The following is a 22,012-nucleotide window of genomic DNA, read 5'->3' as shown; positions in this document are numbered from 1 at the left end:
CAGGCAACCTGCGCGCAGTGGCTGTCAGGGAGCGGCGGAGGGCATCCCCAGGTGGACAGTGCGCGGGTGACCGGACAGCCGCAGGGCCTCGGCATGTTTTTGCCGCAGGAGGGAGAGAGTCAGGTCGATGCCTTCGATTTCGCCTTTCCAGCCTTCGTGTTCGGCACGGGCCCGGCGGTCAACCAGGTCCTGCTCGATCACTTTCAGCCTGGGGATCATGTCAGGGTTGATCCGCAGGACGGGACAGCGGATGCAGGCGTGCTCGTGCTGGCAGGGGCTTCCGTAGGGGCGACCGCAGGTTCCGAGTTCGACCTTGCGGGTGTCGAAGTGGTCCTCGAATGCGGACCACTCGTCGGTCGTGGCGGGCCGGTACTCGGCCTGGGGCCGCAAGTGTCGGCGGTTGTCGAGGAACTGCTGGTAGTGGCGGGTTACGTCTTCGTCGAAGACGGCGACGTAACCGCGGGTGGTCTGCAGGCTCAGGTGGCCCAGGAGGGCGGCGCCGATGTGGATGGGGACACCGTTGTTGACGAGGTCGGTCGCAAAGAGGCGTCGGAAGTCGTGTGCGGTGAATTTCGCGGTGCTGAAGCGATGGTCGGCAGGGGCGAGGGACTGGCAGGCGCCGCGGAGCATGCGTGTGACCACGTTCTCGGAGATGCAGCCGCTGGCGGTGTTGCTGTGGCGCTGGAACAGGAACGGCAGCGGTTCACTCAGCTGCTTCTCCGCCTGGTCCCACCGCCGTACGAGCCGGATCGGCCTGCCGGTGCGGGTGAGCCGACGGATGATCTCGGCGATCACGTGGAACAGTTCGGCGGACATGGGGATGACCCGCTCGCGATCGGTCTTGGACGGGGCGATCACCAGCAGTCCGATGACCTCGCCGTTGGGGCGCTGGTACTGCCGGATGCTCAGATGGCTCAGTTCCAGTAGCTCCTCGATGCGGACGCCGGTCAGCCGCAGGGTATGGATGACGGCCCAGGTCCAGAATGCGGTGTCCTCGGTGAGTTCGGCGTTGGTGACCGTCGCGTCGGACAGGCGCTGTGCGCGCACCGGTGCGGTGCCGTCCCAGCGGGCCCGGTCGCTGTCGTACTTGGTCCACATCCTGCGGTAGGCGATTTTCTCGCAGGTGAAGAGCTCGCCGGGCTGTGCCTTCTGAGTGGCGGCCAGTAGCCGACGGGCGGCAGCCAGTTCATCGTCGATGTGCTGCACCAGACGGGGCAACAGCGGCTGCAGGACGCGGATGCGGTCGGCGATACCTTCCTGCCGGCGGCGCTGCCGGACGGCGTAGCCGCGGGTGGCGCTGGGCGGAATGGGGTTCGGTGCGGCCCACATGCCCCACCGTTCCGGTTCGGCCGTGGCCCAGGCAGACAAGTCCAGGTAGAAGGCCCGCACGGCGAGTTGGATGTTGTCGGTGTCGATCCGCGGCTGTCCGTCGGCCTTGACCGAAATGCGCTCCAGCCAGGCTCTGTAGGTCTCTGGGGAGAGCCGAAGATCATTTTGGTCCGGGTTGACAGACTCGATCGTCTGCCAGAAGTTGCGCGCCAGCGTGCGAGCGAGGGCCGAAGCACTGGAGAAGTCCAGACCATCGGCGACCCGGATGCGCATGTAGTCCACCAGCAGTCGCTCAACAGCCTTGTTCCGCAGCTCGTATCTGCTGATCAGTGCGGCCAGATCGTGCGGATTTCCGTTCAGGGCCCGGCGCAGGGTGTTGGGCGTGGTCGGCGGGAAGTGGCCGGTCTCGCACAGAATCTCCCACAGCACCCGGGCTCCGAAGGAGACTTCGCCGTTGCCGATGGTGGTGCAGATACGCCGCCATTCCCAGGCGTAGTGCAGCAGCGCCGATGGCGTCAGGTCGCTCATCGCGATCTTCTGGGTAACCAACGCCGCAGCCAGGTCGTGGCGGGCGCGTCGTCGGGACAGCCCTGAATAGGGAGATGACTCGATGGCCCTGAGGGCCGCGTCGATGTCTGCGGTGCCCTGCCCGGTCAGGAAGACTTCGGCGAAGTTCGGCAGCATGTTCGCGCGCAGGGCCCTCAGCGACGGATGGATGGCGCGGAACGTCGTCATCAAGGTCACGCCCTGCACGATCGACCCGGTCTCCACCCAGCGCCGGCGCACCTGGCTGAATGGGATTGGATCCTCAGCGTCGTCCAGCTCCGACGCGGTCCACCGCTCCTGCCAGGTTCCGCCAGGGAACGCCGACAGATACTGCGTGATCGCGCTGACCGACTGCCGCCGCTTGGACCGGACCGACGACGCGTCACCGTCCCCGACCATGTCCGCCGCCTCGAACAGCTCCTCCACTGAAGCCGCCGCAAGGTCCCCGAACGGCTGCGGAGGGTTCGGCGGGGCCGGCTCCGGCTGCACCACACCGGCCCCCTCCACGAACCGGGTGTTCAGCACATCCGGCGCAGGCAGTGCCCGGCGGCGGGTGCGGCTGGTGGTCTCCGACAATGCCCTAGCCACCGAAGACGACCTCCATGTCCTGCGGGTCGTATCCGGCTGGCAGCCTCGGCTCGTTCCTCGGCCGGGTATAGAACGTCTGCAGGCGGTCGAACATCTCCTCTACCCGAGGCACGGTGTAGCGGGTGGTGGTCCGGATATCGCGGTGACCGAGGATCGTCTGCACGTCGGTCAGACTGAGGGCCTGGTCATTGGCCATCCGGATCGCCGCGGTGTGCCGCATGTCGTGCAGCGTCCAGTTCGTGCTCAGCACCTCGTTCGCCCGCTGCACCACCCGCCGCATAGCCGAGTAGGACAGCGGCCGTGACTCACCGCGCCGGGTCCGCCACACCACCTCCTGCAGATCGAGCGGCCCGCGGGCCGCGATGTACCGGGCCAGCCATCGCACGGCCTCAGGCGAGATGGGCACCGCCCGCCGAGCGGTGCTCCCCTTGGAGATCACCCACAGGCGCTGCCCAGCCCAGTCGACATCCGCACCGAGCACTCTCAGCAACTCTGTGGCACGCGCTCCCGAACTGACGTAGCAGGCCAGCAGAGCACGATCCCGGTCGCACCGCAGGCTGGCGAACATCTCGTCCCACTGCATGTCCGGGATGGACCGAGGAGACTGCTCCACCGTCTTCTGCCGCAGCCGACTACGACGGCTCACCTGCCAGGGGGCATCCGGCGCGTGATGACGGTTGAGCAAACGCTGACGGTGCGACTCCGGCACAGGGTTGACCGCAGGCCCCTCCCCGAAATGGGCGTGGAACTCGTAGAAGCCCCGCATCGCCGCCAGCGTCAGGTTGATCGTCGAAGCGCTGTATCCCTCGGGCAGAGCACGCTTCCCCGTCCGTACATTCACCGACCCCGCCGGAGCCGCACCCACCCGACATCGACGCCGCTGCGGGTTGCGCGCAACACGAAGCCAACCGACCATCACAGCCGTGTCATTCTCAGTGGCCCGATCCCAAGGACGCCCCAGCGTCCACAACACCCGGTACCAAGTCAGCAGGGCATAGCAGTAAGAACGACAGGTCTTCGGGCGGGCGTCCCCTCGCATCAGGTCGCGTACCCAAACCTCCACCTCGGGAAGGGCGTTGCCTTGGGCATCCACCACGAGGAACGGAATGTCCTCGCGGCCGGTCCTCACGACCCCACCCACCTGCATTGGGCGCGCTTGCCCCGTCGTCAAAAGTTCTCGTAGATCCATGGACCAGTACCGCCCCTTGCCGTCGTCGGGCTCGAAGGCTGCACTCTCACTTCGCTGAGATGGTGCAGTCAACACACCACGACGACGACCGACCCGCCCGGTACGGCGACCGCCCCGATTTCGCCACCACCCCCTCCACACCGGAGCCGGTCAGCGTCTCGTACCAGACCCGGGCGACCTCCACGTCTTCCGTCGCCGACACTGCCTGAATTGGCGACCCCTCCGGCAGCCCGGCCACCATGTCCAGCATCAAGGCGCGCCGCTCCTCATACGGACGCCCCCTCACGTCCCCGGTGGGTAACGACAAGACGTCCCACACGATGAGCAGCGCAGGGTGCCGCGCCGCCAGCTCCCGCGACCGGGCAGGCGAGGAAGCCGCCCGAGCCTGAGCGGCCTCGAACGACACCCGCCCGTCAACCACGACGACGGCCTCGCCGTCCAAGACGACACCAGGCGGCAGGGCCATCCCCGCCACGGCAAGATCCATCCAGGGCGTCGTCACGTCCGACCCGACCGCGCTTGAAGTCGAACTGTCTCAGCCAGCCGCCACAAAACTGCCCGGTGACCGTCGAGCTTCACTTCATACCACCAGCGCGGCCCGGTCGGCAGTTGCGGCACCAGCTCGGCCAGGGCGACGTCGACAGGGAACTCCACCCCGCCACCCTCGAACGCCGCCCGGGCCGCCCGCGCGCCGGACTACTCCAGCAGGCCCAGCCGCGTGTCCGGCCGACACTTCGAGCACGCCGGAACCTGCTGACGTATCGCGTCGCGTGCCTGCTCCCGCGTCGCTGGCATCAGGTGCTTACCCGGGTCCCAGCAGTCCCCTGTGTGCACCGCCACCAGGCTGGTCCGGTCCAGGCCCCGCTCTATCAGCCACTCCGGGGGCGGTGGCCGCCGCTCCTCGGCCCGCCGGTGCTCGGCCTGCCGACGCTCCTCGTCTGCGATCCACCGGTCAAGCTGCCGAAGGCTCGCCCGCGCCTGTTGCTCGACCACACGGCGCGTGAACTGCAGCAGTTCCAGACGGGACGGGTTATCGCTCACAAGTTCGATTGTAAAGGGCGATTTTCAGCCGGGGCCGTCTAGCGGCTCCTCCACGCCCGGCCGAAGTCCACGAGCTGATCGCCAGCACCGCGGCCTAAGCACGCACGGAGGCCCCCGCACCCGGGAGGACGCTGTTGGCGGTCGCCAACAGGGTGTCCATCTGGGCTGCGGGGGCCCGTGCAGTGAAGAAGGGTGGGTGCAGTCAGCTCCCGGTGGAGTCTTCTGTGTGGCTGTTGGTGCGACTGCGGCGTGTCACGGCGAGGGCGCCTCCACCGGCCGCGATGAGGACGGCCGCTCCGCCGATCAGCCACGGTGTGGCATCAGCGCCGGTGTGGGCGAGGGAGCCCGTCGGCGTCTTCGGTGTGGAGTCGCCGGCCGGGGTGGCAGCAATGGTGGAGGAGTCGGGTTCCGGTGTGTCGCTGTCCGCGGCGGACGGCGTGGCCCTTCCCGTACCGCTGTTCGGTTTGCCTGGGGTGGTGGGGGTGTCGGTGGGCGTGTGCGTGGGTTTGCCCGAGGGTACGGGCTTCGGGGTGGTGGTCTTGGCGTTGGTGACGGTCACGGTCACCGGGTCGCCGGGAGCCGCGGTGAACGTCTTGGTCGCCTTGTACCGGTCGTAGCCGGCAGGGGCTTTGGTCTCCTTGACCCAGAACTGGGCCTCGCGGCTCGACATGGGCAGCTCTCCGGAGGCCGTGCCCTTGGCTCCCGTGGTCAGGGTGAGCAGCGTCGAGGTGCCGGTGCCGATGTTCACGGTCGCGCCGGGCAGGAGCTTGCCGGTCTTGTCGTCCTTGGCCTGCAGGAGGACCTTGGCGGCCTTGAAGGGGTCGGTGATCGTCAGCCGGGTGGTCGCGCCCGGGGTGACGATGACGTCCTGGTCGGCGACGACCTCGTGGAGCGGGCTGCCGGAGGCCGTCTCCTTGAGCCGGTAGACGCCGGGCGCGAGGTCGGAGAAGGCCAGTTTCCCCTGTGCGTCGGTCTCCCCGCGTCCGGCCTCCTGGCCGGACGCGTCGAGCAGCAGGAACACGGCGCCGGGCAGGGCGTCTCCGGCCGTGTCCTTGGTGGTGATCTCGACGCTGCCCGCGTCTGGGGCCGGAGTCTCGGCGGAGGCCGAGGGGGTCGGTTCGGAGGGCTCGGCGCTCGCGGCCGGCGCCCAGGTGAGGGTGCCAGCCGCGGCGACGGCGAGGGCGGCGGCGGATCGGACGAGACGTGCGTGCACGAGGAAGAAGACTCCTTGATCGGTCGGGGTCAGCGGGTGCGGCCAGTCGTATGGCCGGTGGGCGGCATCGCAGGGGTCGGACGGTTGAGTGGCTGCGGGGCCCCAGCGGGTGCGACGTAGAGGTGCCGACGGGTGTGGAACGGGATCTGTTTCACGGCCCGGTGCAGCGGTTCGGTGGAGATCAGCGAGGCGGTGAAGGCCGCGGCGAGGGTGGTGGGCGCGGCGGCGGAGAACCGGGCCTGCCAGTGCGGTTCGCTCGGGTATCCGCCCCAGGCGTGCCAGATCGGGCCGTCGGAACCGGTGGTGGCGTACTGGTGGCGCACGCCGCCGAGGCCGTCCGGTGGGAGGAAGGTCTGTGTGCCGTCCGTTTTGACGCTGTGGCTCCAGCCGCGGGTGAGGAGCGGCGTGTACACCTCGTGCGGGGCCGTCGGATCCTCGACCAGGTGGTTCTTGTCGCTGTGGCGGTCTTCGAGATACAGGTCGAGCAGTTCGGTGTGGACGTCGCGCAGGAGTTCGGCGGGGGTGGTGGCGTCGAAGGTGATCTCCCAGGCCCGCGGGCCGAAGGGGGCACGGTCCATGCCGATGGTCCACGTGTCTGCGCCTCGCTCCTCGGGCTTGGGAGCGAAGCGGGTCCACAGCCGGGCGCAGGGGCTGATGGCGAACACCATCCCTTCGAGTCCCTGGTGAAGGTGCCATCCGTCGTCGAAGGGGAAGGTCCAGATCGTCTCCAGGTCTGCCTGGCCGGGACCGGCGAGGTGACGCGGGAGAACTCTCGCGGTCTGGGCAGGGTCGAGATTGTTGAAGGGGTCGCGTGGCGGGTCGGGCAACACGAGGAGATGCTCCTGCTGAGTAGGTGGCGCGGGGATCGGGACGAGGCTCAGCGGGTGCGGGCCCCGGCGGGGACGGTCGGCGGAGCTGGAGTGCTGCGCGGCGTGGGGCCGGCCGCACGCTTGGGCGCGGAGGCGGCCCAGGCGCCGGGGAACCAGACGGCCGTGTACTGCTCGATGGCATCGCGCAGCCCGGTGGTGACGGCCCCTTCCCACGGCGGGCGACCGGGGCGGTGGTAGGTGCCGAAGGTGCCGTAATGCTTGGTGTTCGGACGGGTGTTGGTGGCTTCGTCGCGGCGGTGGAAGGTTCCGTGGTCCACGAAGCTGAGCGCCACCGCGTCGATCTCCCCGCGTTCCGGGTGGACGACTGCGACACGCAGCCCGCCGTAGGTGTCCGCGTGGATGGTGCGGGTGAAGTCAATCCGCAAACGCAGCGGCGCGCCCGGCACGGGAGCGGCGTAGTAGGTGTTGCCCACGACGGCGTGGTCGTGGAAAGGAAGGCACAGCTCGGTGAAGAACTCGGGGGCCTGCAGGGACACGAGAGTCTCCGGTCGGGTTGGGCTGCGGTCAGCGGCGTGAGCCGGACAGGGCGGGCCGACTGGTGGTGCTCCAGCGCGGGACGCTGGCCGCCGGTAGCGCGGCCGGGCGGCGGGACGCGGCGGCCCGCCGGACGTCGAGCGGGGTGGGCGACGGCGAACTCGGCGGGAGGACCGGGGAGAGCCGGGCGTGGTCCTTGACGTAGCTGGAAGTGTCGTCCCGCCATCGAGGCAGGGGTGCGGGGTCGGCCACGGCTTCGGTCACGGCCCGCAGGAGGGCAGCGGGGGTGTCGGTGCTGGCCGTGGCGTACCAGAAGGGCCGGGCTGAGGAGGTGCCGGCCCACAGGTGCCAGCGCGCGTCGCGAGTGTCCAGTTCGATGGCTGGGTCGAGGTCGCCAGTGGTGTATTCCAGCGTGGCGAGCCCGTCGGGTGCGGTGATGGCGAAGGTGCTCCGGTGCGGGCGGTTGAGCTGCCAGCCTCGGTTGATGAGCGGGTCGACGGCTTGGAACGGGTCGCGGTCGGCGCTTCCGGCGAGCGGGCGGGCGAGGTATGGTCCGGGCCCTGCTGGTACGCCTCGGCAAGTGCGGTGGTGAAGGCGGTGACGAATTCGGTGGGTGCGGCGTCGTTGAAGCAGACGCCCCAGGCCGGTGGGCCGAAGGCGTCCTTGTAGGCGTTGATGCGCCACAGTCCGTCGTCGTCGCCTTCGGGGAGGTAGCCGAGGCGGACCTTGCCGTCGGGGGCCGTGAGGTAGGCGTTGCCGAGGTGGTCGTGGTGCAGGTCCCAGCCGAGGTCGCGTAGCGGGTCGAGGCCGGGGTCGCTGACCGCGGTGGAGCGGGCCAGGTGGCGTGGGGAGACGTAGACGTCGCCGTCGATGGTGTCGTGGTCGTCGTGAGGCACTGAATCCTGGGGGGAGGAGGAAGCGGGTCAGTTCGGGGGCTGCAGGGCGGCTGCGAGGTCGGTGGGGCGGCCGGTGTAGTGCAGGGTGCGCAGGCCCAGGTGGCGGGCTGCATGGCAGTTGTCGGCCCGGTCGTCCACGAAGAGGACGCGGTCGGGGTCTGCGGCACCGGTGGCGTTCATCGCGTGCTGGTAGGCGGCCGGGTCGGGTTTGCAGACCTGGAGCCGGGCCGAGTAGAAGGCGTGGGTCATCAGGCGGCGCCACGGGCGGCGGTCGAGGACATCGCTGAGGTGGCGGGGTGCGTTCGACAGCAAGACCAGCGGCAGACCGGACTCGTGGGCCTGGTGGAGAACATCGATGACGTGATCGTCGATGGACGTCCACATGTCGGTATCGGCATCGCGGAGTTCACGCAGCCGGCGGGCGCCGGGGTGGTGGCCGAGGACCGTGGCCCAGTACGCGAGGTCGCTGAGCTGGCCTGCGTCGTATGCGGGGCGGGCGGTCCAGAAGGCGTTCTGGAAGGCGGGGAGGTCGTCGGGCCACAGGGCGGTGTGGGCCAGGCGGAGCCACTGGTCGGGGGTGGGTTGCAGGCCGATGACGCCGTTGTAGTCGAGGATGGCGGCGTCCTGGCCCGCGTGGGCAGTGGTGGGTGTCAAGGGGTGGTGTTCTCCAGGGCGCGGTGGGCGAGGGCGGCGACGGCGGCTGCGAGGAGGGCGGGCAGCAGCAGGGCCGTGGACAGGGTGGTGGCGCTGGCCAGGGCACCGATGAGGGCCGGTCCGGCGAGGAGGCCGAGGTAGCCGGTGGCGGTGACCGTGGCCACGGCCTTGGCGCCTCCGGCTCCGGCCGCGGTGATGAGCGAGGGGACGGTGGTGGACAGGCCGAGTCCGAAGACCGCCCACCCGGCCAGCGCCAGAGGGGTACTGCTCCCGATGACGCCGATGGTCAGTCCGGCCGTGGCGAGAACGGCTCCGGCCCGTACGACCGTCGGGGCGCCGAAGGCGGCGGTGAGCCGGTCTCCGGTCAGCCGTCCCGCGGCCATGGCCGCGCTGTACAGCGCGAACGCGGTGGCGCTCGCGGCCGTCGGGGCGCCCAGGGTGTGCAGGTGCACGGCGGCCCAGTCGGCGGCGGCTCCCTCCCCCAGCAGGCTCGCAGCGGCCAGCGCAGCCAGAAGCCAGAGCTTTCCCGGCGACGGAAGCAGAGGCAGCTGCCCGGCGCCGACGCGTGCAGTCGGGCGGTCTGCGCCGCTCAGGCTTCGGGTGACCGGCACCGCAGCGACCGCGACGCCGGCCAGGAGGGCGCCTGTTGCGGTGAAGAGAGTGATATGCGGGGCCTGGGCGGTGAGAGCCGCCAGGGCGGCGCCGGCCAGGGCGCCGAGGGAGTAGGCGGCGTGAAGACCAGACATAATGGGGCGGCCGAAGGCGTTCTGGCAGCGGACGGCCGCTGAGTTAGCGGCTACATCAAGGACGCCGTGGGCGAGGCCGAACGCGAGAGCCGCCGCCAGCAACTCAGACAGGCTCTCGCTGTGGCCCACGAGAACGAGGCATCCAGCCAGGGCAAGGGACCCAGTGGTGAGCAGGGCCGGTAGCCGCGCCGGGCGGGCGTAGCGGCCTCCGAGCTGCAGTCCGGCGACCATGCCGACGGCGGCGGCCAGCAGGACCAGGGCCAGCCCTGCGGTGCCGAGGTGGGCAGTCTGCTGCACGGCGGGCATCCGGGCGCCCCACACCGCCATGATGGCCCCGAGGCCGAGGAAGTAGCCGGTCAGCAACGCCCGGCTATGCCGGTCAGCCGCAGACACCGTGCTCACGCCGCAGTGCTGCGGGTGCCGGATGTCCGGTCGAGGCCCGCGGTGACGGCACGAGCGGCCCGGTCAGCGCGTGCACGCGCCTGCTGGCCGGTGGTGGCGGTGGTGATGAGGTAGCCGATCCGGCCGGTGTACAGGTTTCCTCCGTCAGCGGGGAGGAGGAGCTGGTCGCCGGGGCGGCACTGGAAGTGCACCCGGTCCAGCCAATGCGGGCGGGGCCCGTCGTAGGTGAGGCGGGTGAGGGTGCCGGAGGTGTCCGGGTAGAGGAGCCGGATGGCGGCGGCCGAGGACCTAGTGGGCGTGAGGTCGGGGGTGCGGTCGCAGGCGATGTCGGCGGCGGCACGGACCAGGTCGATGCCGGTGGCGAGACGCACGAGGTGGCCGATCATGTCTCCGGCCAGGCGGGCGTTGACCTCGATGAGGCGGGGCCTGCCCTCGACGAGGCGCATCTCTATGTGACTGACGCCGTCGGTGATGCCGAGGGCACTGATCGCCGCCCGGGCGGCCGGCGCGACGGCCTCCCGGAGCGGGTCGTCGGCGTCCACGCTGTGGGCCAGCTGCTCGAAGTGCGGCGGAGGGCTAATGGTCTTGCGGTTGACCGCGACCACCGTGGTGGCGCCGCGGTAGGTGACGCACTCCACGGAGATCTCCGGCCCGTCGAGGAACTCTTCGACGAGGACGCTGGTGCTCTCGGTGCCCTGACCGGCCGTCCGTTCGGCTGCCCGGTAGGCGGCCGTGAGCTGGTCGCGGTCATCGACGCGGCGCACGCCGATGGCACCCGCGTGTGAGGCGGGCTTCAGCACCACGGGGTAGCCGATCCGTTCGGCGGCGGCTTCGGCCTCCTGCCGGGTACGTACGCTCACCGAAGCGGCCGAGGGCACGCCGTGGCGGGCGAACAGCGACCGAGCGGTGGCCTTGTTGCGGCACCCCTGCATCACTTCGGGCGCGGTGGTGGGCAAGCCGAGCTGGCGGGCGAGGCGGGCGGTCGGGACCACGCTCCACTCGTCCCAGGTCATGACACCGGCGAGGTCGTGGCGTGCGGCCAGGGCCCGGCCCCCCGCCAGCAGCGCGGCAGGATCGCTTGGGTCCACGACGGCGTGATCTGTGATGTGCGGCTTCTCCCAGGCGGGTTCGGTGCCGGTGAGCAGCACGACATCGTAGGCGTCGGCGACCTGCTCAAGGCAGTAGCCGCGGTAGTTCTCATCTCCGGGAGCAACGACAAGTACAACAGGGCGAGCGGACAAGAGGGAATTCTCCGTATCGAGGGACGGCAGGGCAGGGAAAGGGGGTGTCTCAGGCGGCGCGGCGCCGCCGCAGCTCGAACGCGTGGGCCCAGTGGGGGTGGTCGTCGATGAGGCGACGGGCGTAGAGAGCGGTGAAGTTGTTGTTCAGTCCGGCGATGGCGTACGGGAGTTGGCGGCGAAGGTCTTCGAAGAGGTCCTTGAGGCTGATCCGGGTGGCACCGGCGGCCAGGCGGCGTGCGGCCATGCGCTCCATAGCGCGGTATACGTGCGGGTTGCGGGCATCGAAGGCGTGGAACTGCTCGGTGATGGTGCGGCCGGTCGCTCGGTGCGACCCGAGGGCGGCGATGGCCATGAGGGTTCTCCACAGGCTGGGGACAGCAGGGTCAGGTGCGCAGGGCGGGGTCGTTGCGCAGGCGGGCGAAGGCACAGAACAGACCGAGTGTTTGCAAAACGGCGCAGGCGGTGATGACGCGGCCCAGCGCGTCGGGCGGGGTGAGCGCGGTGAGCACGCCGGCGACGGGGAAGGGCAGCAGGAGGATGAGGATGGTGGCCGACAGGGTGCTGCCGAACGCCTCTGGAGGGATCAGGCGGGAGCGCAGGGTGCGCAGGACGACCGCCAGGCCACCATCGGCTGCCATCAAGACCGCGACCATGACCAGGTAGGACAGGTAGTCGGGGGCCAGGGCGGCAGCGAGACAGGCGAGCGAAGCGATGACGGAGCAGGCTGCTCCCACCGGCCACAGGCCCAGGCGGTCCAACACGAACCGACAGACGGTGACGGCCACCAGGGTGGCCGCCGCTGCGGCGGACCACACCAGGCCGACAGCCGTAGTGGACTGCCCGAAGTGCTGGACGACGATCACCGGACCAGCTGCTTGGAGAAGGCCGACAGACAGGTTGGACAGGGTCAGCCCGGCCACCAACCAGCCGAGCGCCGGAAGCGCGCGGATGGTGCGCCACCCCGTGACGAGCCCGGCGCCAGGCCGCCCCTTCGGCGCGCGGGCCGGGGCAACGGGCGAGGGCGGGGTGCGCAGGGCGAGCAGCGCGGCGAGCAGCGAGAACACCGTGACCACTGCGAGCATCGAGGGCGGCCCGGCGAGCAGCAGCACGCCGGCGAGCGCCGGTCCGGCCAAGGTCGCGGTCTGGTCGATGCCGAGCAGGACGGCCTGGACACGGTGGGCCCGAGGTCCGGCTCGTCGGCCGGCGGCGGCTCCGGCGGTCTCGGTCGCGATGTAGCTGAACTCGGTGAGCACGCCGGTCGCCGCCGCGAGCACCATCGCTGTCGCGCTCGCCACGGTGCCGGAGGGGTAGAGGTACAGCAGCACCGCGCCGGCGGCGAGAACCAACGCCCGCCCCAGGGAGGCCAGGTGGAAGACCACCGAGGCGCCACGCCGGTCGACGATCGATCCGGCCCACCCGAAGGCAGCCAAGCGCGGGATCCACTCCAGGGCGAAGGCGGCACCCGTCAGCACGGCGGAGCCAGTAGTGGCCAAGACGAGCAACGGGATGCCGTAGGTGGACATCGCGAACGCCAACGCGTCCGCCGTGCGCGGCAGGTAGATGCTGCTCATCAGCCCGGCCGTGTGGCGTGCGTGCCGGGGTGCGACCGCTGCCCTCACGCGGCCCGCTCGGGCTCGGCCCTGGCCACCTGGGGGTTGCCAACCAGCCACTGGATCAGAGACGTGCGGGCACAGGCCAGCTCCGCCTCAGCCTCCACACTGATGGGGCGCACATCGGCCAGAGGGCCGGGGCGGTCGGCATTCCCAGGAGTGAGCGATGGTGCCAGCAGACCGAGGACATGCCGGACACGGCTGCTGAACTCGCAGACGGCGGCGGGGACCGAGTGACGCCGCGCCCACCGGGCTAGCGCGTCGTACAGGTCAGCCAGTTCCCGCCCGGATTCGGTCAGTTCCAGGCCGGCGCCGGGCGCGACCCGGACGAGACCGTAGGTGCGGGCCGTGTCGGAGGCGCTTCGCAGCTGGTGCGGGGAGAGGTCGGACAGAGTCCCGGCGAGCCGTCGCGGCGGTATGGCGCCGTTGTCGTCGATCTCGGTGACCAGACGGATCAAGGAGCGCGAGGCGAGCACGTCGACAGCGTGGCGCGCTGCGGCAGAGGCGAAGAAGCTGCTCATCGGCGCGGGCCTCCCGCCGGGATGGCTGCCGTCGGGCGGCCGGCGGCGGCATGCGAGAAGAGGTCGCGGTGGTGCCACGCCGGGGACGACCCAACCGCCCGAGCGGGTGGCAGCGCCGCAGGCGCCGGCCGTGACGGGCTGCTGACCCACGGCCTCGGCTTGCTCTTGGCCTGCGGCTGGCCCCAGACGGGGTGGTGGGCCGCCTGGTCGAGGGGTTGTCCGGCGGACCATGCGGAGAGCGTGCCGAGGACGGGGCCCAGGGCGTCGCCGGCGGCGGACAGCCGGTAGGGCCGGCCGTTCCCCTCGGTGTCGGCCAAGCCGTCGGCAACGAGCTGGCGCAACGGCGGGTAGATGTTGGTCCAGTCACTGCTGGGCATCACGATCCGGGCCAGAACCCGGCCGCTGACCTCCTCGCGCGACTTGAGCACCCACAGGATGGCGGCGGCGTGGCGCCGGGTGAGCAGGGTGAGGCTGTCCTCGATCTGCTCGATCGCGGCCAGCGGGCGTTCCGCCTTCTCCAAGTGCTCTTCGGCCCAGGTGACGATCATCGGCAGGATCGGCAGCAGGGCAGTGGCCCGCTCGGTGTGGCCGTAGGTGACGTGCCGTGCGGTGTGTTCGGTGCGCTCGACGAGGCCGGCGTCGCACAGCGACTTGAGCTTGGGGTGGAGCTGGCCGTTCTGCAGCCAGGACACCTTGGCCGCCAGCTCGCTGTAGCGCAGCGGCGGTCCGGAGAGGGCCAGCAGGATCCTCACGTTCCAGCGCGGGGTGATCATGGCGAGGGCCTCGGTGACCCGGGCGATGTCGGCCTCGGTGTCCGGGGGCAGAGCAGTGATGGCCAAGGGAGGAACTCCTGGGTGAAAGGAAGGGGGGGTGCCTGGGGGTCAGCGGCTGTGTGCCGCGCTCTGCGCCGCAAGGGGCGCGGCCGGGGCAGGCAGCGTGGGAGCCGGGGAGGCAGAGGTCGGGGCCGGCACGCGGGCCAGGCTCTGCAGGACGGCGGCGGCCGACTTGGCCTGGGTCTCGCGGATGGCGACGGCTTCGGTGAGCCGGCGGGTGCCGTCGAGGAGGTGGGAGACCTCGTGCGGGCCGATCTGCCGCTCGGGGTGGATGAGGCGGGCGAGGTGGTCGCGGTGGAAGTCGATGCTGCGCTCGGCCAGGGCGAGGGTGTCGTGCATGCCGAGCAGGGCGGAGAGCATGCCGGGGGGCTGGTCCTGTGCGTGGGCTTCGAGGTCGGCGAGCGGTGCGCCGTACAGGTCCTCGATCTGTCCGGCTATGTCGGTGGACGTGAGGTGGGGCAATCGGGGGCTTTCACGGTCGGCGGGCCCGGGCCGCCCCGGCACGCTGAGGTGCCGGGGCGGCAGGCGGGTGCAGGGTGGCGGTGGCCCTTAGCTGTGCCGTACGGACAGGCCGGGCCTGCTGAGCAGGCGGGCGCACGGTGCGCAGCACCTCGCCGAGTGCGGCGCGGTAGCCGTCGCGGGCCTCCAGTGCCGCTTCCAGCCACTGCGCGTCGAAGCGGAGCGTGTCCGCCGACAGTTCGCCCATGTCGCGGGCGGGATCCATGTCGGCGTGGACGCGGTCGCGGACGCGGGCGACCTGCTCCTCGGTGAGCGCCAGGAACGAGCGCAGCTCCAGAGCGCGCGCGAGCGCGGGTGGAGCATCGTGGCCGGACGCCGCCTCGTACAGCTCGGGTACCGGGTTCCCGAAGACCTTCTGCAGGTCGGTGTCCATGGTGCTGGCCTTGTTCCGGCTCATCGGGCGGACCGTGCCGGTCGCCACGCCGACGCCGGCGCGGGTGTCCCTGCCGGCCGGTTGGGGGCGCTGGTCTGCACCGCCGGGCCGCTTCGGGGCCGGAGGCGGGCCAGGCGCTCTGCGGCGAGGTCCTTCTTCCCCGGGGCGTCCGGGTCGAGGAGCCACCGCACGACCATGGCCCGGCCGTCGCGGGCGGTGACGGCGGCGTTCACCCGGTGGGCCAGGCCCATCGTCGGGTCGTCGACCTCGCTGGGCTGGGTCTCCAGGGCCGCGAGGAGATCGTCCTCCGCGCGCTCCAGCACGGACTGGGCCTCGACGAAAAGGCCGTGCCACTTGACGACGTCGGTGGCGTCGGGGTTCGCGGTCGGAGCGGCGGCGACCGCGGCCGTCAACTGGTCCATGCCCATGTCGAAGCGGGCCTCGATCCGTTCGGTGAGCACGCCCACGACATCCACAGACTCCTCGGATATGCCGTCAGTCAAAAGAGATCTCCTGTTCTGGAAAGGCCGGTGCCTGGGAAATGTGAGGGGCGGCTGCATTCGGCGCCCGCGCTGCTTGGCGAGACATGTTGGATCCGGTCGGTCAGTCCAGGCACATGCGGACGTCGCGGTAGACGTACGTGCCGGAGACCCAGCCCTTGACGCCGGTCGTCTTGTCCGTGATGTAGAGCCAGTTGCCGCTCTTCTTGGCCACGCTGAACTTGTGGCTCTTGTAGAGCACGCCGAGCGCGGTGGACTTCGAGCTGGCCTTGGACCGGATGGTCACGGCCTTGGTGTGCACCGCGTACGGGAGCGGCGGCAGGTTGTGGCAGCTCACGGCACGGGTGGCGGTTGCTGCGGTGGGTACGGTCGCGGCGCTGGCGGGGGTGGCGGACAGCGCCGGCAGCGCGAGCGCGCCGAGCATCGCCGCGGATATGGCGATTCGGGTGGAGCGCATGCGGATGAAACCTCCGTGAAGGCACAGGAAATGCGGGGAAGGGGCCGCGGGAGTTGTCCCGGCGGCTGTATAAGAGTCCGGAGAATCGCCGGTTTGGCTAACCGGCGATCGTCGGCTATGTTGCGCCGCCCGCGACTGGAATAGCGTTCAGCGAGAACGGCCGGGCGGGCGCGGGGCAGCGGCCTTGGCGACACCAGCCGAGCGGCTGGCGGTGGCTGCCGGACGCACTGGCGGTAGAAGGCCGGCCTCGCCGGTGAGGCGATCGTCGCACCACTGCAGGGCCTCGTCTGCCGTGTCGAAGCCGCCCTCCCGGAGGGTGTGCGTCCACGTCTCGGTATCGACCTCCTCGACCACCACGCGGAACGGGCTGGGGGTGTGCTCGTCCCGGGTCTGCAGAACCACGACGATGACCCTGTCGTCGGGGTCGTCGCTGGTGTAGGAGTAGTTCATGGCGTAGCGGTCCCCGTCACGGACGAGGCGACGCTCCAGTGCTCGCGTGGCCTCGTCTGCTGGTGGCGGGCCCAGTTCGGGGTCGAGACTGATGGCGTCGGGTGGGCAGCCGCGGTGGATGAGCCAGGACTGTGCCATCGCGGGCAGCGGCAGTGGAGCCTGCTCGAAGCTGAACGTCTGCTTCTCCTGGTCTCGTTGCAGGTGAACGGCCAAGACCTGGGGCATGCCGGGGCCCCAAGTGGCGGCGCGGTCGAACAGCACGTAGTAACTGTTCGGGCCGTCGTGGTGTTCGGCGAGGGGGACGAGCATGTCCTCGTGGACAGCGACCTTGCGGTAGAAGTCGAAGTACCTCTCCTCGTCGGAGTCGAGGTCGTCCAATGCGAAGTCGACGTGGGGGATTGACTTCCGGACCGGCGCCGGTTCGGTGGGGGACAACAAGAGCCTTTCGGTGGATCGGTGCAGTTCAGCGCCGCTTCGCGGGAGTGGACGGCGAGACGCCGGGGGGAGCTGGGCTCTTCGGCGCATGCGTCGTGGGAGTCCGGCGGGCATCGAGCAGTGCGGCTCGTCCGGCGTCGGTGAGGGAGACGGGCTGGCCGGCGTGCACAGGGTGGCTGGTGTCCCGGACGGTGAGGCCAGCGCGTTCCAGCTGCTGCATCTGGGGGTAGGGGATGCGGGTGCCGGAGGAGGCGGTCACGGACAGTCGGCCTGTCAGCAGGTGTTCGTGGAGCTTGGCACCGCCGGCGATGGCGAGCAGTGCCGCCCGGTCGTCGGTCGAGAGCCGTCCTCCGTCGGGCGTCGAGGCTGCGGCGGCGGCCTCGATGGGCTCCAGGGCGGCGAGCACCTTTTGGGCTGCGGCGTCGCGCGCGTTGGCGGCTTCCTCCAGCTGGTCCACGGTGCGGTCGATACGTAGGAAGAGGGCGCCGTCGACAGGGAACTCACCGCTCGTGAGGCGGTTGAGGAGCTTGAGGTAGAAGGTGACGCCGATCTGGGCGTTGGCCAGGGTGCGGTGCCGGTCGACCAGCTGGGCGTGCGGGTCGTCGAGGACGCCGCGGTCGCGGTAGGCCCACAGGGTGTCGATGTCGTGGCCGGTGACCGCTTCGAGGCGGTGGTCGAGCTGCGTGACCGCACGCCGGGCGGGTGTCGGCGCGGGTTGAGGGGGCATGGGCGACGCTCCGTGCGTTCAGCGGGTGGGATGGTGCGCGGGGTTGAGTGCGGGACGGGGCAGACCCGGCAGTCCGGTAGGCGGCGGACCGGGCCGGGGCACGGGAGGACGGGTGGTCAGCTGCGGGGAACGTGAGCGGGCCGCGTGCGTCCGCGCGCTGAGCGGCCGGCGGGTCATCCCCAGGCGGCGGCCGACCTCGTCGTAGACGTCGTTGCCCGCACGCGGCCGGATCGCGACGACGTGGATCTCCTTGGGGTGGGCGGATTCCGCGGGCGCCGGACGGACGCCGTAGACGACGCGCCAGTCCTTGCGGCGGTCCACGAACAGCTTCCGGAATCCCTCCAGGTCGCCGTCGAGGCGCTGTCCGAAGCGCTGTGCGTTCACGACTTCCTGCAGGTGGGCGAGGGTGAGGTCGCGGATATCGCTGGGGGCCTGGAGGAGATCGGTCAGCGCGCGAGGGTCGAAGCTCAGGGCGAAGGCGGGCTGTCCCGCTCCCGCGCTCATGGCGTCGGCTCGCCCGGCTCGGCAGTGCCGGCGCCATCCGCCGTGGCCGCCGTCTCGGTGCGTACGGACGGCGGCGGGCCGGGCAGGAGACGGTGCGCGGGCCGGTCGGGGGAGGTCATGCAGGCCGACAGCGGTCCGCCCGGCGCGCGGATCGCGGCGACGGCGTGGGTGAGGAAGTCCCGGTGCCACACGAACAGCCCGGAGAGCCCGGCTTCGGGGTCCTTGTGCTGCTGGTAGGCGAGCCACAGGGCGTGGAGCCAGGCCACGACGTCGTCGTGTTCCTGCCACTGCAGGCACCAGGGTGCCGCGGTGGTGACCTCCGCCCCGTAGACCGGGAGGAAGAAGTCGTCGACCCAGTCCGAGAGGGCGTCGAGTTCGTCTTCCCGTTCCTCCCCGTCGAGTTCCAGGATCGGGCGGGGCTCCGGCGGAGCGGCGGCCGGAGGCCCGCCGAGTCCCGGCATGCCGAACGCGGCGAACGGTGACCCGCTCGGCGCCGGTGCGGATGCGAGGTGGTCGAGTTGCTGAGCCTGTTGCGCCGACTGCTCCATGAGCCGCCGCACGCTCGCCTCGATTCCCTCCAGCTGCGGATCCGGAATACGAACCGGCTCCAGCTTCCGATCGTCAGAGGGCATTGCGGATTCGGACATTGAAAGTTCGGCCTCCTACGAGACACGGGATAAGAGATGGGCGAAAGCGTCCTTGAACGGACCGGACAGCGAATCGCGCGTCCGCTGCGGCGGCGCTCCGCCGGAGGCTCAGCAGGGAGCCGGTTGCGTTGGCGGCAGGAGAGGACCCGGATCAGACGGTGAGAACCACGTCGTCCTTGGTGAGGGTTGCGCGGATCGTCTCGGTGAGCCGGTCGGCCGCGATCGACGCGTAGTGCTCGGTCTTCTCCACGCCGATGAAGTCCCGGCCTTCCAGCAGGGCGGCGACGCCCGTGGAGCCGGAGCCGGCGCAGAAGTCGAGGACCGTGCCGCCTTCGGGGCTGATCTTGACCAAGGTGCGCATCACCTCGACCGGCTTCTGCGTGATGTGCTGGCGCTTGGACCCCGAGGGCTGCGAAGCCGAGTACATACCCGGCAGGTAGACCGGGTTCCGGGAGCCGTCGATCGGCCCCTTGGACGCCCAGACGATGAATTCGCAGTTCTGGGTGAACCGGCCCTTCTGGGGCCTGGCCTGCGGCTTGTGCCAGGCCAGCACACCCCGCCACAGCCACCCGGCCGCCTGGATCGCGTCCGTGGTGGTCGGGAGCTGGCGCCAGTCGGTGAACAGCAGCGCGGTCCCGCCGGTCTTCGTCAGCCGGTGCGCTTCGGTCATGATCTGGGTGAGCCAGAAGCCGTAGGATCGCTGGTCCATGTTCTCGCCGGTGAAGTCGGCGAGATCGTTCTTGGCGTCTGCGGAGGTGTACTTCTGCTTCGCGGAGCGGGTGGTGCGCTCCTTCGCGGTCCGGCCGCCGGAGTTGTACGGCGGGTCGGTGATGACGGAGTCGACGCAGCCGTCCGGGAGACCGGAGAGAACGGCCAGAGCGTCGCCCTGGTGCAGGGAAAAAGGCAAAGAGGAACCCCTATTCGGGTGCGAAAACACGGAGGGAAACTCCGCCTCGCGCAGAAGTCCTCACGGGCCGGAAATGGGCATGCAGAAGCCCAGGGCCGCAAACCGAGGAAGGCGAGGGGAGTCCAAAAACTGTAGAGGCGAAAGCGCCGACGACCAAGAAGCGCCCGGCCGGGGTATCGGTTTCCGGCACCTCACGACGACTTTTTGGTCAACCGCCGATCCGGGCCTACTGTTTTTGAACCGCCCGGCGCACACCGCCGCTGGCTACTCCCCTGCCACACCTCACGGAGGTACCCCCCTGCCCCGGCATGCCTAGCTCACGGCACGGCCACACACGGCGCGAGCGGCAACTCGCCCACACCGGCCCGCCTCCGATCGCCCACCCCGGCCGCCGCGCCCTTCCACCACACCTCACGACCGCGGCACGCCGGACACCGCACCCCTCAAGGAGCCGTTCATGACGTCTCGCTACCCACCCATGCCCGACACCGCTGACCGGCGAGCGGTCCGCTCAGGTTGAAGGCGCTCGCCGCCGGCATCGGCGTCGTCTTCCTCTCCCCGATCCTGATCGCCGGCACCGGCATGATGCTGGCCTCCTCCGCCGACGCCGTGCAAAGCAGCGGCTCCTTCAGCGGCTGCCTGACCGGCATCGACAGCGACAAGATCGCCGAACAGGTCACCAAGATCCTCGACGGCGCTTCCGGCAAGGACGTGCACGTCGAGGGCCTGGACCTGCCCGCCGAGCAGGTCCCCAACGCCCAGACGATCGTGGCCACCGGCATCTCCCTCAACGTCCCCAAGAAGGGACAGATCATCGCGCTCGCCACGGCGATGCAGGAGAGCCGGCTGCGCAACCTGGGCTACGGCGACCGTGACTCCCTCGGCCTGTTCCAGCAGCGACCCTCCCAGGGCTGGGGCAGCGCCCAGCAGATCCACGATCCGGTCTACGCCTCCGAGCAGTTCTACAAGCACTTGCTCAAGGTGGACGGCTGGCAGCAGATGACCGTCACCCAGGCCGCGCAAGCCGTGCAGAAGTCTGGTCTTCCGGACGCGTACGCGCAGTGGGAGAACCTGGCCACCGCGCTGCAGAGCGCCATCGCCAAGACCTTCCCCGGCGCCGGCGACGCGGACGGCAAGGACACGAACCAGGGCGAGAAGCCGTCGACCAGCACGACCGGCTGCGCGCCGGGCCAGGACGGGTCGGGCTTTGGCCGCATCCCCGAGGGGAGCGTCCCCAAGGGCTATGCGATCCCCAAGGACGCCGACCCGAAGGCCCGAAAGGCCATCGAGTGGGCGATGCGCCAACTCGGCACGCTCTACCAGTGGGGCGGATCCTGCACGAACGCGCACGGCCCCGACCCCATGGGCCGCTGCGACTGCTCCAGCCTGATGCAGCAGGCGTACGCCCATGCCGGCATCACGCTCACCCGCACCACGTACACGCAGGTGGGCGAAGGCAAGGCGGTCTCCCCCGCTCACCTCAAGCCCGGCGACCTGATCTTCAGCCGCGGCACCGCCGCACGGCCCGAACACGTCGGCATGTACATGGGCGAGGGCCTCGTCATCGAGGCTCCGCGCACCACCAAACCGGTCCGGATCACCCCGATCAAGGACTGGGACATTCTCGCCGCCCGCCGCGTCCTCTGACCCCGGTCAGCCCCCAGGCCCGCGAGTCGCCGTCGCCAGGACCTCGCCAGTGGTCTGCCCGAGAGCCGGGCGCGGAGGCCAACCCCCTCCGCGCCCGCCGTCTCGCCCGACGAACCGCCCAGCAGGACGAGTCGAACGGCCCACTCCCTATCTCCCCACCTCCCGGAGCATCCACGTGACCATCCCCTCCCGCGTCCGGCGCGCCCTCGCGGCCAGCTCGATCGGCCTCGTAGTTGCCGCCGGCGGCCTGGCCAGCGCCTCCACAGCCCAGGCGTACGACACCGGCCACACGACGATCTCGTGCAAGGCGGTCAAGGTCCACAAGGATCCGTCGAAGAAGTCCGCCGTCGTGGGCATCGCCTACCGGCACGACAAGGTCGCCTATAACCAGTTCGCGTACAAGCGCGCAGAGAAGACCTGGTACACCCGCGGCACCGTGACTCGGAAGTCCGACGGCAAGAGGATCCGCGGATTCATGATCTACGACTGCGCCAACCCGTACGCGTCGAACCCGGCACCGAAGCCGCCGATTCCGAAGTAGCACGCCCCGGCATCCCTCCCTGGCCCCGGGCAGCAAGGGCGGCTTCGAAGCCGCACCCCGGACCCGAGGAGTGGCCCCCCGCCTCTGCCCGCCCCAGGTCCGGGCAAGCCGCCGCCGCGGCCACTGTCGCGC

The 22,012-nt window shown here is 70.4% G+C and carries 25 protein-coding genes and 1 pseudogene; 2 read left to right on the top strand and 24 right to left on the bottom strand.

Annotated features, from left to right (window positions below; all coding sequences use genetic code 11):
* Window positions 1-24: 24 nt before the first annotated feature.
* The 24 genes and pseudogenes from OIE75_RS28375 to OIE75_RS28260 all read right to left on the bottom strand — a co-directional run bounded on the left by OIE75_RS28375 (window position 25) and on the right by OIE75_RS28260 (window position 19,692).
* Window positions 25-2,451 (bottom strand): site-specific integrase, encoded by a 2,427-nt coding sequence (locus OIE75_RS28375; RefSeq protein ID WP_329472512.1) that lies wholly within the window; start codon window positions 2,449-2,451, stop codon window positions 25-27.
* A gap of 4 nt (window positions 2,452-2,455) precedes the next feature.
* Complete coding sequence (locus tag OIE75_RS28370; protein ID WP_329472511.1) at window positions 2,456-3,592, bottom strand: tyrosine-type recombinase/integrase; 1,137 nt, start codon at window positions 3,590-3,592, stop codon at window positions 2,456-2,458.
* 106 nt (window positions 3,593-3,698) lie between these two features.
* Window positions 3,699-4,139: an ATP-dependent DNA ligase gene (locus OIE75_RS28365; protein ID WP_329472510.1), complete on the bottom strand. Its 441-nt coding sequence runs from the start codon at window positions 4,137-4,139 to the stop codon at window positions 3,699-3,701.
* A gap of 209 nt (window positions 4,140-4,348) precedes the next feature.
* Window positions 4,349-4,693, bottom strand: coding sequence for a DUF6233 domain-containing protein (locus OIE75_RS28360; RefSeq protein WP_052836994.1), 345 nt, complete (start codon window positions 4,691-4,693; stop codon window positions 4,349-4,351).
* Window positions 4,694-4,895: 202 nt separating this feature from the next.
* Entirely contained in the window at window positions 4,896-5,906 is a 1,011-nt protein-coding gene (locus tag OIE75_RS28355) for a SpaA isopeptide-forming pilin-related protein (protein ID WP_329472509.1), read from the bottom strand.
* 29 nt (window positions 5,907-5,935) lie between these two features.
* Window positions 5,936-6,736: a DUF317 domain-containing protein gene (locus OIE75_RS28350; protein WP_329472508.1), complete on the bottom strand. Its 801-nt coding sequence runs from the start codon at window positions 6,734-6,736 to the stop codon at window positions 5,936-5,938.
* Window positions 6,737-6,783: 47 nt separating this feature from the next.
* Window positions 6,784-7,272, bottom strand: a complete 489-nt coding sequence (locus tag OIE75_RS28345; RefSeq protein ID WP_052836991.1) for a hypothetical protein — start codon at window positions 7,270-7,272, stop codon at window positions 6,784-6,786.
* Between the two features lie 28 nt (window positions 7,273-7,300).
* Window positions 7,301-8,166: pseudogene (locus OIE75_RS28340) on the bottom strand (DUF317 domain-containing protein).
* 27 nt (window positions 8,167-8,193) lie between these two features.
* On the bottom strand, window positions 8,194-8,820 hold the full coding sequence (locus OIE75_RS28335) for an HAD family hydrolase (protein ID WP_329472507.1): 627 nt from the start codon (window positions 8,818-8,820) through the stop codon (window positions 8,194-8,196).
* Window positions 8,817-9,968: an MFS transporter gene (locus OIE75_RS28330; protein ID WP_329472506.1), complete on the bottom strand. Its 1,152-nt coding sequence runs from the start codon at window positions 9,966-9,968 to the stop codon at window positions 8,817-8,819. Before OIE75_RS28330 ends, OIE75_RS28335 begins: the two co-directional genes overlap by 4 nt.
* A complete protein-coding gene (locus OIE75_RS28325) occupies window positions 9,965-11,209 on the bottom strand; it encodes an ATP-grasp domain-containing protein (protein ID WP_329472505.1) in 1,245 nt (414 codons plus the stop codon). Before OIE75_RS28325 ends, OIE75_RS28330 begins: the two co-directional genes overlap by 4 nt.
* Window positions 11,210-11,258: 49 nt before the next feature.
* Window positions 11,259-11,561 (bottom strand): hypothetical protein, encoded by a 303-nt coding sequence (locus OIE75_RS28320; protein WP_329472504.1) that lies wholly within the window; start codon window positions 11,559-11,561, stop codon window positions 11,259-11,261.
* Between the two features lie 31 nt (window positions 11,562-11,592).
* Window positions 11,593-12,780, bottom strand: coding sequence for an MFS transporter (locus tag OIE75_RS28315; RefSeq protein WP_443078396.1), 1,188 nt, complete (start codon window positions 12,778-12,780; stop codon window positions 11,593-11,595).
* A gap of 44 nt (window positions 12,781-12,824) precedes the next feature.
* Entirely contained in the window at window positions 12,825-13,340 is a 516-nt protein-coding gene (locus OIE75_RS28310; protein WP_329472502.1) for a regulator, read from the bottom strand.
* On the bottom strand, window positions 13,337-14,179 hold the full coding sequence (locus OIE75_RS28305) for a winged helix-turn-helix transcriptional regulator (RefSeq protein ID WP_212729600.1): 843 nt from the start codon (window positions 14,177-14,179) through the stop codon (window positions 13,337-13,339). The genes OIE75_RS28310 and OIE75_RS28305 overlap by 4 nt, the downstream gene beginning before the upstream one ends.
* A gap of 42 nt (window positions 14,180-14,221) precedes the next feature.
* Window positions 14,222-14,635, bottom strand: coding sequence for a hypothetical protein (locus tag OIE75_RS28300; protein WP_212729601.1), 414 nt, complete (start codon window positions 14,633-14,635; stop codon window positions 14,222-14,224).
* A gap of 10 nt (window positions 14,636-14,645) precedes the next feature.
* Entirely contained in the window at window positions 14,646-15,089 is a 444-nt protein-coding gene (locus OIE75_RS28295) for a hypothetical protein (RefSeq protein WP_329472501.1), read from the bottom strand.
* Window positions 15,086-15,568 (bottom strand): hypothetical protein, encoded by a 483-nt coding sequence (locus tag OIE75_RS28290; RefSeq protein ID WP_329472500.1) that lies wholly within the window; start codon window positions 15,566-15,568, stop codon window positions 15,086-15,088. Before OIE75_RS28290 ends, OIE75_RS28295 begins: the two co-directional genes overlap by 4 nt.
* A 100-nt stretch (window positions 15,569-15,668) precedes the next feature.
* Window positions 15,669-16,022 (bottom strand): SH3 domain-containing protein, encoded by a 354-nt coding sequence (locus tag OIE75_RS28285; protein WP_249338471.1) that lies wholly within the window; start codon window positions 16,020-16,022, stop codon window positions 15,669-15,671.
* A 147-nt stretch (window positions 16,023-16,169) separates the two neighbouring features.
* Window positions 16,170-16,910 (bottom strand): hypothetical protein, encoded by a 741-nt coding sequence (locus OIE75_RS28280; protein ID WP_329472499.1) that lies wholly within the window; start codon window positions 16,908-16,910, stop codon window positions 16,170-16,172.
* A gap of 25 nt (window positions 16,911-16,935) precedes the next feature.
* A complete protein-coding gene (locus OIE75_RS28275) occupies window positions 16,936-17,634 on the bottom strand; it encodes a hypothetical protein (protein WP_329472498.1) in 699 nt (232 codons plus the stop codon).
* Between the two features lie 18 nt (window positions 17,635-17,652).
* Window positions 17,653-18,138: a hypothetical protein gene (locus tag OIE75_RS28270; RefSeq protein WP_052836978.1), complete on the bottom strand. Its 486-nt coding sequence runs from the start codon at window positions 18,136-18,138 to the stop codon at window positions 17,653-17,655.
* Window positions 18,135-18,686, bottom strand: a complete 552-nt coding sequence (locus tag OIE75_RS28265; protein ID WP_052836977.1) for a DUF4913 domain-containing protein — start codon at window positions 18,684-18,686, stop codon at window positions 18,135-18,137. Before OIE75_RS28265 ends, OIE75_RS28270 begins: the two co-directional genes overlap by 4 nt.
* 250 nt (window positions 18,687-18,936) lie before the next feature.
* A complete protein-coding gene (locus OIE75_RS28260; protein ID WP_212729607.1) occupies window positions 18,937-19,692 on the bottom strand; it encodes a DNA-methyltransferase in 756 nt (251 codons plus the stop codon).
* A gap of 516 nt (window positions 19,693-20,208) precedes the next feature.
* Here OIE75_RS28260 and OIE75_RS28255 point away from each other — a divergent pair.
* Together OIE75_RS28255 and OIE75_RS28250 are read left to right on the top strand one after the other, a co-directional pair.
* The gene (locus OIE75_RS28255) at window positions 20,209-21,339 is read left to right on the top strand and encodes a C40 family peptidase (RefSeq protein WP_329472497.1); all 1,131 of its coding nucleotides are present in this window, start codon (window positions 20,209-20,211) and stop codon (window positions 21,337-21,339) included.
* A 175-nt stretch (window positions 21,340-21,514) separates the two neighbouring features.
* Window positions 21,515-21,880 (top strand): hypothetical protein, encoded by a 366-nt coding sequence (locus OIE75_RS28250; RefSeq protein WP_329472496.1) that lies wholly within the window; start codon window positions 21,515-21,517, stop codon window positions 21,878-21,880.
* Window positions 21,881-22,012 lie beyond the last annotated feature (132 nt).

It is taken from the genome of Streptomyces sp. NBC_01723, from assembly GCF_036246005.1.
In the GTDB taxonomy this organism is placed as follows: Bacteria; Actinomycetota; Actinomycetes; order Streptomycetales; family Streptomycetaceae; genus Streptomyces.
The sequence above is the reverse complement of the archived record's forward strand: the minus strand, read 5'-3'. Positions and strand labels throughout refer to the sequence as shown.

What these genes read in the sequence shown, in the direction of transcription:
- OIE75_RS28295 (WP_329472501.1), bottom strand. Translation starts at nt 15,089, where the DNA reads ATGAGCCGGAACAAGGCCAGCACCATGGACACCGACCTGCAGAAGGTC.
- OIE75_RS28315 (WP_443078396.1), bottom strand. Translation starts at nt 12,780, where the DNA reads ATGAGCAGCATCTACCTGCCGCGCACGGCGGACGCGTTGGCGTTCGCG.
- OIE75_RS28365 (WP_329472510.1), bottom strand. Translation starts at nt 4,139, where the DNA reads ATGGATCTTGCCGTGGCGGGGATGGCCCTGCCGCCTGGTGTCGTCTTG.
- OIE75_RS28265 (WP_052836977.1), bottom strand. Translation starts at nt 18,686, where the DNA reads ATGGAGCAGTCGGCGCAACAGGCTCAGCAACTCGACCACCTCGCATCC.
- OIE75_RS28285 (WP_249338471.1), bottom strand. Translation starts at nt 16,022, where the DNA reads ATGCGCTCCACCCGAATCGCCATATCCGCGGCGATGCTCGGCGCGCTC.
- OIE75_RS28275 (WP_329472498.1), bottom strand. Translation starts at nt 17,634, where the DNA reads ATGCCCCCTCAACCCGCGCCGACACCCGCCCGGCGTGCGGTCACGCAG.
- OIE75_RS28310 (WP_329472502.1), bottom strand. Translation starts at nt 13,340, where the DNA reads ATGAGCAGCTTCTTCGCCTCTGCCGCAGCGCGCCACGCTGTCGACGTG.
- OIE75_RS28320 (WP_329472504.1), bottom strand. Translation starts at nt 11,561, where the DNA reads ATGGCCATCGCCGCCCTCGGGTCGCACCGAGCGACCGGCCGCACCATC.
- OIE75_RS28270 (WP_052836978.1), bottom strand. Translation starts at nt 18,138, where the DNA reads ATGAGCGCGGGAGCGGGACAGCCCGCCTTCGCCCTGAGCTTCGACCCT.